The following is a 16,624-nucleotide window of genomic DNA, read 5'->3' as shown; positions in this document are numbered from 1 at the left end:
AATGGACAATAAGCAACTGATCAAGATAAACCTGCCGGGTGGTGTAACCTCTGCCGGTGATTTTTATGAGATGCTCATCATTGCGCAAAACGCAGGCGCAAAACAGGTGCGCTTTGGAAACCGGCAACAGCTTTATTTTGAAGTTGAAGAAACTCAACTGGAGGACCTGGAATTTGACATGTTAGGTGCAGGCATCGACCATGAAATTAACCAGGATGCTTATCCTAACATCACCAGCTCGTACATTGCCGATGGTATTTTTAACCAGGAGAACTGGCTCAAAGAGGGGGTTTACAAAGACATTTTCGATCTGTTTGATTATCAGCCAGAAATTAAAATAAACCTGATTGACAGTAACCAAACTTTTGCCCCGTTTTTTACCGGCAACCTTAACTTCATTTCTTCGCCGGTAAGTAATTACTGGTACCTGTATATCCGGTTCCCTAAAACCAATATCCTGTATTGCTGGCCGGTGCTGGTTTACTCGGATGATATTCCCGCCATTGGCAAAGCGATACAGCAAGTAATATTTGCTAACAAAAAGTTATTTTACGACCAGGTTGAAATTAATCCTGAAGAACTTTACGCGTTGGTTACTGCCGGTCACCAGTTTGTGATCCAGGAAATTGATCAGCCGCTTGCCATTCCTGAATTTCAACTACCATACTATGAGGGCTTTAACAAACAGGGTAATAAATACTGGCTGGGTATTTACAGGCGCCATGAGCTTTTTGACATTGAATTTTTGAAAGATATTTGCAACCTGTGCATGCAAACAAGGGTAGGGCAGTTATACATCAGCCCATGGAAATCTCTGCTTATCAAAAATATTGAGACCAGGAACCGGCCGCTGTGGGGCAATCTGCTTAATAAGTACCGGGTAAATATCAGGCATGCTTCAAATGAGCTTAACTGGCAGGTTGAAGACCTTTGCAGCCCCTGCCTTGAGCTTAAACAACAACTGGTACGCGAGTTTGAAGAGGCCGACCTGCGTACTTATGGCCTTAGTTTTGCCATAAAGCGATCTCCTAAATCAGGTATTTACGGTTCTGTTATGATCCGCGCGCGGATGCCCGACGAATTTGAAATTGTACATACCCGTGATTTCAACCATAATACCCGCGAATTTGTAATATATAAACAAGGTGTTGCAAAAGCAGATCTAAGCAGGCATCTGACTGCACTTTGTGATATTTTTTACGAACAGCAAAGCAATAACCAATCGCCTTTGCAGGTAAATAAAAGCAATATTGAGGTTAAATCATCCAACCCAAAAACTGTTCATCAATGCAAAAGCTGCTTCACCATTTATGATGAGCTGTATGGAGATATTTTTAACCAAATAGCCCCGGGAGTACCTTTTGTAACCCTGGGTGATTATGAATGCCCAACCTGTGGCGCTGAAAAGGAAAATTTTGCCGAACTGATATATCAGACTGATTAATTAGCCTTACCCAAAGAGGCTGTATCATAAATTAAATTGACCGCCGTGGGTGTTGTGTTATCTATGAATTGAAATTTAGCTGATAATATACAAAAGAGGGGTTAACACATTTTGAGCCTAAATAACATTTAATTATATGATTATAAGTCATATATGTAATGTTAACCCTGAATTGTGTTAACCCTGTTAACCCCCTTGACCCGTCCTAAATAGCTATACAGATTTGTGAGTAAATCCTATTCCAACTATACAAGATTCTCTTTTGTTAGTAGAGCCAACCCAAAACTATATATCGCTTAAGTATCTGAATAAGTCAAAAAAGAGGCTGATCGTATTTACGATACAGCCTGCTTAAAAACGCTGCTTTCAAGTCTCCCGTTTCTGGGGAGACTTAGAGGGGGGCTAATTCCTTAGAATCCCCCTATGACGTAATTTTATTTAATTTACTTTGCCGGAGTTATAATGATATTCCTGTAATCAATAGGTCCATGATCACCCTGAATCAGCAGCGGGCCGGGTTCGCCTTCTTTGCTGTCGATCGCACCGCCGGTAATACCGGGGATCTCCTGCCGACATATTACCATAGTACCATTGGCTACAATGGTAACTAAGCGCCCAACCAGTGTAATATCATAGGATTGCCACTCGCCTGCGTTTTTTGCCATCATTTTGTTAGGAGGCAGGAAACCATAAATAGCACTGAACTGATTGTTGATCGGTTCCGGCTCGCCGGTTTTGGTATCAATTACCTGTACCTCGTAACGGCCTCTCAGGTAAACGCCACTATTGCTGCCTTTTTGATAACGAAATTCGATATGTAATTTAAAATCGCCGAATTTTTGATCGGTAATAAGATTTGCGCCGGAATGCTTGCTTCTCAAAATACCCGATTCAACCACCCATTGGTTTTTGCCGTCGGTATGCCAGCCTTTGGTATCTTTACCGTTGAACAGTTTAACAGGCTTGCCCCAAACTGGTGCCTTTGCCCTTACCATTAAAGGTGCCCTTACACCGGTGAAGTGGTAGGTAACCCCATCTGTATAAACCATTGTACCTGATAGCTCTTCACCTTTAAGCTCAAATTCAAAATCCATGTTCCGGTTTCCTTCTTCCCATTGTGGTGGGATAGAAAAGCTGTACTTTCCATCATGTGGTTTAACCTCCGATATAGGGCGTGCACTGCCAAAAGCATAGGTAAAACGGCCGATCAGGGTATGGGTGCCTGATTTTTGAACTTCCAGCCATGAAGGCAGGCTTTTACCGCCTTTGTCGATAATTATATCCCATCTTCCGATAACAGCAGGGTCTTTTACTTGCTGGGCCCTGGCTCCTGAAATTATTAAAAGCAGCAATCCGGCTATAAGCTGTATGCGGATAAGTCTGCGGGTTAGGCTTTGGTTGGTGATAGTTTGGTTTCTCATAATAATTTAAATCTACAAACTATCATCCAATATTTGATTAAACCGTTGTTTTTTGTAAAAGCCATGCAGGTCTGTTTGTCAATAGATTAGTGATCATTTGTTGCGCGTTGGCGAAGGATATACAAGGTTTATTTTTTGCCGATGTCAACGACGGCTCAAATCAGCTGAAGTTTTATTGAAAACAGCGGAGAGTTAAGGAACCATTGTGCTAAATAGTTTCTCGATTAATACCTGGCTTTACCTCAGCAAAAGATCACCAAAAACACCAGACCAACTATTCCGAAAGGCAATTGGTCTGGTGTCCCTAACCGGTAATTAGATTACTTTTTATCCATTTTTTCAAGCAACGCCAAAATTTTGTCAAGCTTATCAACTTCAATAGCGTTCAAGCGTAATTGTAACTCTTCAATTTCCCTTTTAGCCTCAACATTGGTTCGGAAATCCTCATTGGCCTGCGCCCGGTCGCGTTCATTCTGCCGGTTTTGGGCCATCATAATAATTGGGGCAGCATACGCAGCCTGGGTCGAAAACAATAAATTCAATAAAATGTAAGGGTAGGGGTCCCAATGGCCAACAAAGGCCACAACATTTAGCGCCATCCACAATACAACAATTAAAGTTTGAATGATGATGAACCGCCATGAGCCCATGCCGGCTGCTACAGAGTCGGCCAAGCGCTGACCAAAGTTCATCGATTCGATATGCCTTTGATACCAGTTTTTTTTATTGTTTGACATTTTTAAGAATTAAGATTTAATATAATAAATATATAAAATTAATTATGAGGGCCGCTTTTATCACACTGAGCACTCTTTGCTGAGGGTGAAAAGTTTCATTTCAGTTTAAATACTCAACTGGTAACCAAATATTACTATCCACATCTCCAAATCTCTGTAACTTTAAAATACATACTACTATGTTAGATAGCCAAGAACATACACCTCAGTACTGGCTCACACGCTTTGTGCTCCTGCGCCTGTTGGGCGCAGTTTATGCGGTGGCATTTCTGGTGGCTATCAACCAGGTACTGCCACTGATCGGTTCACATGGATTGTTACCGGTAGATAATTACCTGCATCAAGTAAGCACGGCACTGGGTTCAAAGGGAGCGGCTTTCTTTCGGTTGCCTTCGCTGTTTTGGTTCTGGCACTCAGATACAGCATTGCTGTTGGTTTCATGGGGCGGTTTAATCTTATCATTAATTGTTGTAGCCGGTTATGCCAATGCGCTTTCAATGGGTGTGTTGTGGGTATTATATCTCTCCCTTGTACACGTTGGGCAGGACTGGTACGGTTACGGCTGGGAGATCCAGCTTACTGAGACTGGTTTTCTTGCTATCTTTTTGTGCCCGCTGCTGGATATGAGGCCTTTTCCCAAACGTCCGCCGCCTTTGCTCATCATTATTCTATTTCGATGGCTCATCTTCCGGGTGATGTTCGGTGCGGGAATGATCAAGTACCGTGGTGATGCCGTGTGGCGCAATGGAAAGGCATTGTATTATTATTTTGAAACCCAGCCAATACCGGGGCCGCTTAGCCGCTTGTTCCACTTTTTGCCACATACCCTGTTACGGTTAGGTGTCTGGTTCAACTGGCTGGCAGAACTGTTAGCACCCTGGTTTGTGTTTGGTCCGCGCTGGGGCAGGCATATTGCCGGCACCCTCATCATTCTGTTCCAACTGGCAATCATCCTGAGTGGGAATCTTTCTTTTTTGAATTGGCTTACCATTGTACCTGCGCTGGCTTGTATGGATGATAGTTTCTGGGCCAAAATTTTACCGGGCGTGCTTGTACGCAAGGCTGCGAAGGCTGCACAGGAAGCAGAGTTTTCTACACCCATGCTATACACCGCGATAATAGTGACTTGCATTGTGGGGATGCTTAGTTTTCAGCCGGCGCTCAATCTCTTATCATCTAAACAAATTATGAATACCTCGTTCGATCCGTTAGATCTCGTCAATACTTACGGGGCATTTGGCAGCGTAGGGCAGGAACGTTATAACGTAGTTTTTGAAGGGACAAGAGACCTCAATCCTGATAGCGCCAACTGGAAAGCTTATCCTTATAAAGGCTTACCTGTGGCGCCGGGCCAGCCGCCGCACCAGGTAGCACCTTACCAATTGCGATTGGACTGGCAAATGTGGTTTGCGGCAATGTCTACAGCCGATCAGTATCCATGGACATATCACCTGGCCTGGAAGCTGCTGCATAATGATCCTGGTGTACTTGGTTTATTTGCAGGCAATCCATTTCCGGGAGAACCGCCGCGTTACATCCGTGCTGTTATTTACCGTTACCGCTTTGCCCGTCCCGGACACAATGGCGACCCTTATTGGGAACGGGAAAAATTAGGGTTATGGCTGCCCGTGCTTTCCACTCAAAACCCGCGATTTGTTGCATACCTCAAAGGTCAGGGTTGGTTGTAGACTACTGCATTTTGATAAGACAGCCTAAAAACAATGGATTGTCACTAACAAAGTACATTCTCGCAAACGATATTAAGATAGCTTTGTATAGTACACGTAGTATATTTAAAGAGCTATTTAGCAATGACAATCAATCGGTTGATAAAAAAGGTCTGGGTCTGCTTTAATGTTATTGCTTTATTTGCCGTAGCATATTTTATGTTTCCGCAATGTGTGCTGGCGCAAACCGGAACCGCATTTGTTTTTAAACTTGATGGCAGAGCAAAAACCAGTGCAGGTGTATATTCAAAAGACGGAACCCTGATACGTACACTTTGGAGCGGTGTAACCTATAATGCCGGTACTCATCAATTTACCTGGGATGGTATTGATGACGATGGCCGCCTTGCTGCAAACAACAACTACGAGGTTAAAGTATTGTCGAACAATGTGAAATATAAGTGGGAAGGAGTGATCGGCAATACATCTGATTCTCTTAGCGGGGCATCAGTTCACCATGCTATTGAGCGGATGTACGGCATGGCCATTAGTGGGAACAATGCCTATTTTGCGGTAGGGTATAATGAACAGAGCGGCAGCACTTATAAATTTAATATCCGCAATCCTCAAAAAAAGACAACAATATTGGGTAAAGGGTTAACCGTTAGATACGTGGCTACAGATGGCGTAAATGTTTACTGGGCAGGTAACGATGCTAGTGTGGTTAATAACTGGATGGTGTTTGGCACCAAAGTAGTCGATGATGCGGAGGTCAGTTTTTCCAGCGGCCAACCCGCAAACACCAAATATGGGCGTAAATATAAAAGCGCCATAGATATTGTAAATAACGGCAGGTCCGAGATCTCGGGACTTGCCGTCCAAAAGCATGGCAGGTATCTTTTTGTAGCCCATAAAAATTTGAATGAATTGCATGTACTTGATAAAACAACCGGAGCTCTGGTACAAAAACTATCATTTGATACACCGTTAAATATAGCAGCAGCCGACGAGGGACATATTTGGCTCATCTATGCTAAAAATGGTAAGCGAATTATAGAGAAATTCGCTGTCGATGCCGGCGGAAAATTAAATTCATCAAACGTTACACCAACCGGATTGCTCTATCCGCTTGCACTGGCAGTAAGCCCAAACGGTAAAACCCTCCTGGTTGCCGATGGAGATGATAGTCAGCAGCTAAAAGCATTCGATGCCAGTAATGGTAAATCATTGTGGACGTATGGTGTTGCCGGTGGTTATGCAACCGATCCCAATGTGCGTAACGATAAGTTCTATTTCAATGAAGCTAAAGGCCCCGGCACTTTTATTGCCTTTCAGCCCGATGGTAGTTTTTGGGTGGAAGATGCCGGTAACTCAAGGGCACAGCATTTTGCAGCCGACCAAAAATTTATTGATCGGATCATGTTCCTGCAAACATCGTATAGCTCTTTTGTTGATGGAAATGATCCGTCGCGCGTGTTTTCCGATTATCTTGAATTTAAGGTGGATTATAGTAAGCCACTTGCGGCTAATAATGGTTCATGGCAACTGGTGCGTAACTGGGGGTACAACATACCGGCGGAGTACGATGATAAATACAACAGGCTTAGAGGAGTTGCAACTTTAAGCAATGGTAAAACATATGCCTTGCTGATGCATAGGATCAAGTCGTTCTTGAGCTGGAAATTGGTCGAGCTGCCAAAAACAGGGCCTTTGCGAATAACCGGCGTTGATATCCCAACGGATAATACACAGCTATATCCGGATGGCTCGCTTTATAAGGTTTCAACGTTCAGGGTTGGTATGCCAACTGTTTTTACAAAAAAAACGCTTTGGAAATTCACGCCGGATAACGATCCTATCTGGAACCCAGAAACTACTATTGCCCAAACCCAACCGGCAGAATCAACAGATCCCGGCTATCATGGCAATAATACGTTGTTGAAATCGGGCGAAGTTACCTCTTCCGGGGTTATTTCATTATTTGATGGTACCATTGCCAACTGCTGGCATCTTGCTGGAATAAAAATCGGCGGCAAAAAGTTGCTGTGGCGAACAGCTATGAGCACAACAACACAATATTGGGGGCCATTCCCATCGGATGGAACTTTTGATATCGGTAACCATACCAATTATCCCGGCTGTATCGCTATGGTAAGCGGGCGCAGTATTTTTTGGGGATATCATGGTGAGTTTTGGAAAAACAGTGAGGTAAACAAATGGACACAGGTTTATGACGATGGTTTATTTATTGGCCAGTTTGGCGTAGCCGGCCCCGAAGCGGGAAACGTTGAAGCAACCCCCGAGATGGCAGGTAACTGTTTTGCTGCGTCTGTGGTGAAGTTACCTAATGGTGATACCTATCTGTACCATAATGATGAGAGTTTGCATGGCGGGGTGCATAGATGGAAGATCAGCGGGTTAACAACCATAAAAGAGCAGGTTATCCCTATCAATTTAGCTGTTAATACCCATGGCTTTTCTACTAAAAATATAACGACCGCCACTGGTTCATCGCTTAGTTATAACGGTTTTATAAGCCCCTTATACTCTGAGCAATACGAGTTCTTTTTAAAAGGCGACCTTATTGCCGATTGCAGATTATGGGTGGACGGGAAATTATTAGCTCCCCAAAATGGCAATCCCCGGATTGTTTTAGAAAAGGGGATACGTTACGCAGTACGTCTGGAATGCCCGGCAGGAGTGGTTTTAAACAAGTCTGCCCAGCTTTATTGGAAAAGTGCCGGCCAGCTTGAACAGGTAATTCCTCAGGAACAGCTTTATAATTTGAAACCATCAATTGTATCATCAACCATCCAACTTATGGACGACCTGCCATATAACAGCACACTCGAAAATAACCGCTACGGATGGAAGCGGCAACCGGCGCTGGACGATAGCACAAATAAGTACACCCAATGGTGGAATGTGCATACCAATATTAAAACGTACCGCAAAACCATCCCCGACATCTACGTCGACTACAGGCAGCAAAATAAACAGGCCGTTTTAAGCCGGGAACTCGGTAACCAGGCTAACCTTGCTTCCTGGACATTATCGGGAATTGTTAATTATACCCAAAACTGTGTCAACGTTGGTGCAGGCAACAGCTTTGATGAAAAGAATGGGGTTTACATGGAGGTATTGGATAAGTCGCAAAAAGTAATAGCGCGAATGCTTTTACATGCTGCCTATTACCGCGGCGATGTAAGTTTGTTAGTAAATGAAACCCCTGTTTATAAGCTAAAATACGATAGTATAATAAAGTTGGGGGATAGCTGGCCACGCTTTATCATAAAAATGACTAACAACCGCTTGCAGGCTGCTTACGGCAATAACAAACTGCTGGAAATTCCAATCCTGGATAAAAAAGCTGATCTTAAAAGCCCGGCATCTGTACGTTTAGTTTGCTCATCATTAAATAAAAAGGGAGGATATACTTTAGGATTGGATGCATGGAAATTTGAGAAGAAATAGGGATAGCACTGTTCAACCTCAATTTTTGATTCAATTTAAAATTTGAGCTTATAATAAAAAGGCGGCACCCGCATCGGATACCGCCTTGATCTGGCTCACTTTAATTTAAAATCAATAGCCTGGGTTTTGCTTAAATTGAGGATTAACATTCATGATATCCCGCCCTATAGGAAATATCTCTGTGTGTTTATCTCCGTCAGGTTTTTTATCCCACCAGGTTCCGGTATTAAATACGCCCCAGCGAATCAGGTCTGTACGCCTGCGGTTTTCTCCGATAAATTCCCTGCACCATTCATCCAGCATTTCCTGGTCCGTGAGCTGACTACCATCCAGTGTATACAAACTCGTTGATCCTGAAGGATAATTACGTTGCCTTACCTTATTTAGATAATTGGCCGCGCCGGCTTTATCACCGGCCCTGTAACGGCACTCGGCCAGGTTATAATAGATCTCCGAAAGACGGATCTCGGCATAGGCAGAAGTGATCCGGTTTGGATCTGGCGTAGGGTAAAACGGATATTTTACCAGGAACACGCCCGAATTGTGATCAGCATGGTTCATATCCGATTCCTTATCGGATATCTTTGTTCCGGGTTTTGCGCCAAGGAACATGCCAACCTGATCGCGGATGAACAGCGGATAAGGGCCTTTGTTTCCTTTTACTGTGTCGGTGCGCGTTACGCCATTTACAATATGGGAGTAGGGCAGGTAACCATACAAAAACATACCTTCGCGTTTACTGTTGCCCAGGTTGCGATATTTTTTCAACCGCAGATCGTCAGGGTATTTCTGGAACTTTACAAAGGGTTTGCCTAATTGGGATGTATATTCCACGCTATCTACATCGCGCCCTGGTTGTAACGCGTAACGTGGGTTTGACTGACCTAAATCAGTAAAGCCACAATATAACGGTGCTGCATCATACGTCATCCCCCAAAAAAACATACCGCCGTCATACTGCCAGTGTGTTCGGGCGAGGGTTCCGGGAAATCCGTAGATAACCTCTGAATTGAGTGTAGTATTGGTATAATCAAAAGGAGCATCCCAGCGGGTATCAAGTTGATAAGCACCATATTTGCCGCTGATAATGTCCCGGCAAACGGCCTCGCATTCGATATATTTCTCTGTACCGATATAAACTTTGGCGTTGAGGTACAACCGAGCCAGCAAAGCGGCGGCACTCGCTTTTGTCCAACGTCCAATGCCGCTGGCGCCAAGCTGTTCACGCGTAGGCAGCCCATCGATAGCCCCCTTCAGTTCCGATTCTATAAAATTAAAGGTTTCCTGCGGAGTAGATTGTGCCTTGCCTTGAGTAGAATTTTTCACATCGGTAACAATCTCAATATTGCGATAAAAGTCAAACGCCCGCAGGTAAAACCATGCCCTTAATGTATGCAGCTCTGATTTAAAATCGGTCAATTCGGCGTCGGTTACGCTTAGCTTTGATGGGTCTTTGATGCTTTCCATATCCTGCAGCGAGTTGGTAGCCAATACAATCCCCTGGTAAAAGTTATTCCACGCACCACTTGTAAAATTATCTGTGATTGTCCATGTGTGGTAATGCATACGTTGATAGTAACCACCATCCTGCCAATCGCCTTGCCGGTTGTATGTACCAATTTCGTCGGTGCAGTCTTCACCGGCAGCATACACATCGTTACCCTGTATACTCCAGTATCCGTGTTCAAAAGGGCGCAGAAAATCCCTGATCACATCGTCTCGCCGGGTCAGAAAACCGGATGCGTCTACCTTGTCATACACCTTTTCATCCAGTTTAGTACAGCTACCGGTAAGTAAAGCCGACAGTAAAATACCGCTGATATATAGTTTATAATTTTTCATATTTTCTCAAAATTTAAAAGGTTGCCTGCAAACCAAGGATCAGTTGCAGTGTTGCCGGATAATAATTAAGTGAAGTATTAACACCCGGCGTAAGGCCGTTTAAATCTACAAGATCCGGATCTCCCCCGGTAAAGCTTGTAAACGTGTGCAGGTTTCTGCCTGTAGCGTAAACACGTATTGATTTGAGGTATTTGGTTTTAAATGGCTGCGTGTAACCTAAGGCCACATTATCAATTTTCACAAACGATCCGTTCTCCAGAAAATAATCAGAAGCGATAGCGGTTGTCGCTGGATTGGTTAAAAGCGAGTATTTGCTCTTACTATCATAGGCCGACTTAAGCACGTTGGCGTCGCTCTGGCTTGATGGAGTGCCAATATAGAATGCCGATGTATTAAATATTTTATAGCCAAATGTGCCACGCAGGAAGATCCCAAGATCAAATCGTTTGTATCTGAAGGTGTTTCCTATTGAGCCAATAAACTTTGGCAGGCCGTTGCCTACAAATTGTTTATCATCCGAAGATGCCAGGTTTGCCTGAACTATGGTACCGTCTTTTTTATAAACCTCTAAAGCGCCGTCTTTGTTAACCCCTGCCGATCGCAGCGTATAAAACTCGCCAATGCTGCGGCCTTCCTGGATCCGTTGTATGTTGCCCGGAGAGCCTGGAGCAGGCAAGCCCGCCAATTCAACAAAAGGAGCGCCTTTATAAATATCGTTAGAAAAAGAGATGAACTTATTGCGGTTGTAAGCCAGCGCTAGGCTAACATTATAACTAAAATCCGGATTTTTCACGACTGCATCGTTAAGTGCCAGCTCTAATCCGTAATTTTTCATAGTACCTACGTTGGCAAAGGTTTGCGTTTGAGAGTTTGGCGGTAACGGAACATTGTAATAACCCAATAGGTCCTTATTTTTGCGGTTGTAATAATCAAGTGATCCGGAAAGGCGGTCATCGAGGATGGAAAAATCAAGGCCGACGTTGAAATTGATTGACCTTTCCCATTTCAGATTAGGATTAACATTGGAAGTTGGCCCATAAACCTGGTAAACCTGGCCATTGTACGGGAAATAGCCTGCTCCGCCGTATAGAAGAAGGGAGAGATAGTTGTCGAAATCCTGGTTGCCGGTAACACCGTAGTCTGCACGTAATTTAAGGTCATTTACCCAGGGAAGCGCGCCTTTCATGAAATCTTCTTCAGAAACGCGCCACGCTGCGGATGCCGCCGGGAAATTCCCCCATTTATTGTTAGCTCCAAATTTTGACGAACCCTCACGGCGTATACTTGCTGTTAAGATATAACGATTATTAAAATCATAATTCGCACGGCCGAAGAATGAAATAAGCGTGGATCCATTTTGAGTTGAGCTTACAGCCGATTGCCCCTGGCCGGCAGCACCACCATTGTACAAGCCGGAACCGAGGTTATTCCATAGGTAAGAATCGAAAGGAAAATCATAATTCTGGGCAGAAAACCTATTGTAATTGTACAATGTGTAAGAATAACCACCTAAAACTTTGATATGATTACGGCCCAGATCAAGTGAATAATTGCCCGTCCACTCCACGTTTTTCTGATCATTTTCTTCCTGTTGCTGCGAAGCGAAATTGGTTTGTGTTATTTTATTTGCGTGCACAATTGACGACAGGGTTGAAGGCGTAAAATTCAAACTCCTTGCCGACCGGCTAATCTCCGACAATGTAACAGTTGTGCTCAGATTTTTGAGGATATTCACCCTTAGTGATCCATTGATATCCAACTCTTTAATTTGAGCTTCTGATTTGATAACGTTGGCATTCTCAACCGGATTATTAGCAAAAAAACCGGTATTGATGTAATTGTACTTATGCGCCGTATCGTAAATAGGATAAGTAGGGTTGAGTGTGAGCGCATTATTGAAATTGCCCTGGTCGGAATTTTGGGTGTTCATATATCTTGGGGCAATACTCAGCGTAGCTACAAAAACACCGTTGTCGGTAGCATGGTTTACGTTTATTCGCGCGCCGTACTCCTTTTTATGGGCACGCAGGTCGATACCATCGGCGTTACGATAATCGGCCGATGCGAAGTAATTCGTTTTACCAGAACCACCCGACAGTTGAACCGTATGTTTTTGAGCAAAAGCAGGCGAGTTGGTAACCGCGTCCATCCAGTTTGTTTTAGCACCATAGTCCTGCCCCTGGTTATTTTTTACTCTATCGGAAATAAACTCATCAGGGGTGAGGTTTTGCAGCCTGTTGGTCAGGTAATCGAAACTGGCATAGCCCTCATAGAACGTGCGTGACTGTGATGAACCTTTTTTGGTTGTAATGATAATAACGCCATTGCTGCCGCGTGTTCCATAAATGGCAGATGCGGCACCGCCTTTAAGCACATCAATGCTTTCTATGTCATTTTGGTTAATGTTATCAATATTGCCGCCCGGTACGCCGTTTATCACATACAATGGGCCTAAACCCGCATTACGCGATGAAACACCCCGCAGTTGCACCTTCGGAGATGAGTTTGGATCGGCACCTGCCGTATTGGTAATACTGAGCCCGGCAACCTTTCCCTGTAGCGACATTAAAGGACTATTTGACGCCACTGGGAGCAAATCTTTGGATGAAACGTGTGTAATAGCACTTGAAACCTCGCGCTTATCGAGTGTGCCGTAGCCAACACTCACAACAACTACTTCCTGAAGTGAATTACTGGAGGCAGCAAGGGCGACATTTAGTGTGGCTTCATTGGTTACCGGTACTTGCCGGGTTGTATAACCGATATAAGAAAAAGAAATGGTTTTTACAGATGCTGGTACGCTGAGGGTGTATGCACCTTTGGCGTTGGAGGTAGTACCTACCGACATCCCTGTTACAACAATACTAACGCCTGGCAAGGGCGAACCGTCGACGGCATCCGTCACCGTGCCCGAAATTGTTCTGTTTTGAGCCAGGGTGGTACCGGTAAATAAAAAACAGAGCGCGCAGACGCTCAACCGGAGTAAAAGTTTTTTGTACATAAAAGGAAATTATAAATTGGTTTTACAAGTTAAAAGGGAGCCGGGAGTAACGCCGCCGGCCAAGGCGAAATGCAAAACCGTTAAGGCGGTACATAAGTCCTGGTGATGTTTTTCATTACGTTAGATTTTAAGCGAAAACCGGGTGGGGTTCGCTGATTGGTTTCGTGTGTGCAAGTAAGCCGGATAGGTGCTAAGACACAAGCTTTGGCAGGGACGCCAAAGAAAAATCTAACTTTAATAAAATTTAAACACCTGTTTTTTAGATACTTAAATATTGTTTACACGGCGAAAATCCAGGTTATTTGCGCTGTAATCACGCTTTTGAAGATGACAATTGAATGCCGTTAATCGCTGTAGTTGCAAAAATATAGTGCAAATTGTATGCGCTTCTACTATCAGAAGCCATACTGAATCTAAGATTATGAAGAATTGTAATCCGAATCTTAAGGGGTATAAGGGCCGCGAACTAACAGCTTATCACCGGAGTCATCCACTTCAAATAAATGCGGGATCCTGCGGTAGTGGCCGTTAATATCCTGATGGCTGTGTACCGCCATTAATAATTTACCCTGTAGTGTTTTAAAAATCATACCGTGCCCGAAGTTGGGCGGTGTGATTGGCTCCAGTTCCTGTATCCATGGGCCATCCAATGTACCACTTGACGAATAGGCTACGCCCTGCGTATAAACAGCATATATCCAGCTGGTCCAGATCATACCCAGGCGCCCGGTTTGCGTACGGAACAGATATGGCCCGTCTGTTACCTTATTGGGACGATCATTCCCGTTTTCATCCTTTTCCCTGCTCCACGGCGAATCACTTGCACGGAATAGTACTTTCCCCACGCCAATCGATCCGCTGAGATCTGGTTTCAGCTCTATTTTTTCAATCGTTCCGTTCCAGTTTTGCAGCCATTCATAACAATATACCATGTAGGGCTTTCTGTTTTTGTCAATCCAAAAAGTCCCGTCCAGTGTTGGTTTATTTGCAGGCAGATAGGTAGGGTCTTTCATCGGCACGTAAGGCCCGTCTGGTTTATCGCTCACAAGTATATGAGATGCCCTCCGCTCAATAACATTACCCTTAACCGTGTCAATCTTTACGTCGCGGTTGGTAAACGTAGCAAAATAATAGTATTTACCCTTGTATTCATGCAGTTCGGCCGCCCAGATCATTGGGTGTGGTCCCATCCATGATTGAGGATCGGTTTTGGCAACCTGGAAGGGACCGTCCCACAATTTAAGGTCCTTACTTTTCCAAAGCATGCCACCAGTACCAGTCATATAATACATCGCAGTTCTATGGTCAGCCAGAATAAAGGGATCGCTTAACCGGATGGAATCAAGCGGAACATTTCTTTTGATGCCAATAGGCTTTTCCTGGGCAGCTGAAATAAAATGGATGGTAAATAAAAAATATAAAAGGGTGAAAGTGTTTTTCATTTAAGCGGATGTTTACGCGGATCTGGTAGATTTATTGTTTTATTAAAGGCTAAACGAATTACGAAACTTTTTGATTCACATACAGGGGGCAAACTAATATTTTGAAGGGGCCATAATCACTATCCTCAAATTATCGGTTATCATATTATTAAATTGATTTGCTTGCGGGGATAACCGTTTTAAAATTTATTTTCGCAAAAAAATATCTTGATGAAAGAACAATTATCTGCCTTACTCACTACCTTAAAAGAAGGCACTGTAACATTTAATGAAGTTATTGAATTTATAACGGCAAATTACGAGCATCAGCCAACTGCTTTTAAAAATGGCAATATCTACAACGAGGTTACGCAGAACCAGGGGAGCGCCAGGGTTTTCGCATTTGCTCAAATTAACAGCCTGAGTGAGGCAGATACGCTTTATTTATTTGCGGAACACTACAAGGCGGTCCTGGCAACTCCTGAGGGTTCCGACCATCAGAATATCCGGCAATTTATGGCTCACGGCTGGCCGGAGATTGTGTTTGAAGGGGAAGCCCTGGTGCCGAAGTCAGTATAAACCTGAACGGATCTTTATAAACCGCCCCTGTTGTAAATGGGGGCGGTTTTTGATTTAGAATTTCATCGGCCCTCTTCCGTTTAACACACTTTTTATATAAAAAGGCAAAACGACCAAAAACAAGCCTAATGTTGTAATTTTACGTTGATGGATCCCATGAAAACCTTTTCGCTTTCAAGACACAGCCGGCTGTTCTCTGTGCCTGATAGTAACAAGGAATATCTTTTTGTTAGTTCGGGCAATAGTCCATATCACGAAGAGCCGTACCGGGCAGAAAGCTACGCTATTGTTTACATAAAGGAAGGTGGGGTAAAACTAAACACGGGCCTTACCGTTTGGGATGTTAAAGCACCGTCAATTATAACCTTAGCTCCTTCAGTTATCCGGTACTTCACCAAGAACAGCGATCTGCTGAAAATGGATGTTATCTTTTTTAAAGATTCATTTTTACTGGAACGCCACGCTGATCTTTTTCTTCTTACCAGGTACGATTTTTTTGAAAACAGCGACCTTCATGTTTTACCATTGGACGAACGTAGTGCTGACAAGTTCAAGAGGATCTATGAGCTTATTCAACTAACACAATCTGGATCGGGCTATAACCAGGCCGATATTATTCGAAGCTTTATTTTTGCCCTTATTTATGAAGTTGATGCTTATCATTGGCAGCAACTCTCTAAAACCTCATCTTCTGTTAAATCTCACCCTTTACTTGCAAAATTCAGGTACCTCCTAAGCAAAAATTATAAGGAGGAACGTAAGCTTGATTTTTATGCAGATCACCTTCATTTAACGCCTAAATCCCTTTCGGCAGCCATTAAAAAGCAATCCGGCAGATCTGCCGGAAAATGGATTGATGACGCAATCATTCTGGAGGCTAAAGTTTTGCTGCAGAATAAAACATTCACCGTATCGCAGATCAGCGGAATGCTCAATTTTTCAGATCAGTCTGTTTTTGGAAAATTCTTCCGGGCAGGAACCGGAATGTCGCCAGTTGAATACCGGAAAAAATTCGATTGAAATTCATCTCCCTTTTGA

Annotated in this window: 10 protein-coding genes; 5 read left to right on the top strand and 5 right to left on the bottom strand. The window is 43.7% G+C overall.

Annotated features, from left to right (window positions below):
- The first annotated feature begins 1 nt into the window (after nt 1).
- A complete protein-coding gene (locus AC1DUD_RS26510) occupies nt 2-1,444 on the top strand; it encodes a rubredoxin (RefSeq protein WP_477380120.1) in 1,443 nt (480 codons plus the stop codon).
- A 443-nt stretch (nt 1,445-1,887) separates the two neighbouring features.
- Here the strand turns inward: AC1DUD_RS26510 and AC1DUD_RS26505 are convergent, their stop codons facing one another.
- Both AC1DUD_RS26505 and AC1DUD_RS26500 read right to left on the bottom strand, forming a co-directional pair.
- Entirely contained in the window at nt 1,888-2,865 is a 978-nt protein-coding gene (locus AC1DUD_RS26505) for a 3-keto-disaccharide hydrolase (RefSeq protein WP_477380118.1), read from the bottom strand.
- A 320-nt stretch (nt 2,866-3,185) separates the two neighbouring features.
- Entirely contained in the window at nt 3,186-3,602 is a 417-nt protein-coding gene (locus tag AC1DUD_RS26500) for a DUF1003 domain-containing protein (RefSeq protein ID WP_477380116.1), read from the bottom strand.
- 179 nt (nt 3,603-3,781) lie between these two features.
- Here AC1DUD_RS26500 and AC1DUD_RS26495 point away from each other — a divergent pair, with 179 nt between their 5' ends.
- A complete protein-coding gene (locus AC1DUD_RS26495) occupies nt 3,782-5,290 on the top strand; it encodes a lipase maturation factor family protein (RefSeq protein ID WP_477380114.1) in 1,509 nt (502 codons plus the stop codon).
- A 198-nt stretch (nt 5,291-5,488) separates the two neighbouring features.
- A complete protein-coding gene (locus AC1DUD_RS26490; protein ID WP_477380112.1) occupies nt 5,489-8,743 on the top strand; it encodes a FlgD immunoglobulin-like domain containing protein in 3,255 nt (1,084 codons plus the stop codon).
- Nucleotides 8,744-8,854: 111 nt separating this feature from the next.
- On the opposite strand, the gene AC1DUD_RS26485 is transcribed toward AC1DUD_RS26490, so the two are convergent.
- From AC1DUD_RS26485 to AC1DUD_RS26475, 3 genes are all read right to left on the bottom strand, one after another.
- The gene (locus AC1DUD_RS26485) at nt 8,855-10,585 is read right to left on the bottom strand and encodes a RagB/SusD family nutrient uptake outer membrane protein (RefSeq protein WP_477380110.1); all 1,731 of its coding nucleotides are present in this window, start codon (nt 10,583-10,585) and stop codon (nt 8,855-8,857) included.
- Between the two features lie 13 nt (nt 10,586-10,598).
- Nucleotides 10,599-13,586, bottom strand: coding sequence for a SusC/RagA family TonB-linked outer membrane protein (locus AC1DUD_RS26480; protein WP_477380108.1), 2,988 nt, complete (start codon nt 13,584-13,586; stop codon nt 10,599-10,601).
- A gap of 443 nt (nt 13,587-14,029) precedes the next feature.
- Complete coding sequence (locus tag AC1DUD_RS26475; protein ID WP_477380106.1) at nt 14,030-15,028, bottom strand: glycoside hydrolase family 43 protein; 999 nt, start codon at nt 15,026-15,028, stop codon at nt 14,030-14,032.
- Between the two features lie 210 nt (nt 15,029-15,238).
- On the opposite strand from AC1DUD_RS26475, the gene AC1DUD_RS26470 reads away from it, so the two are divergent.
- The gene (locus tag AC1DUD_RS26470) at nt 15,239-15,586 is read left to right on the top strand and encodes a HopJ type III effector protein (RefSeq protein WP_477380104.1); all 348 of its coding nucleotides are present in this window, start codon (nt 15,239-15,241) and stop codon (nt 15,584-15,586) included.
- Between the two features lie 156 nt (nt 15,587-15,742).
- On the top strand, nt 15,743-16,606 hold the full coding sequence (locus tag AC1DUD_RS26465) for a helix-turn-helix domain-containing protein (protein WP_477380102.1): 864 nt from the start codon (nt 15,743-15,745) through the stop codon (nt 16,604-16,606).
- The last annotated feature ends 18 nt before the right edge of the window (nt 16,607-16,624 follow it).

The organism is Mucilaginibacter sp. P4_A11, from assembly GCF_056402535.1.
This window is presented reverse-complemented; position numbering and strand designations above follow the sequence as displayed.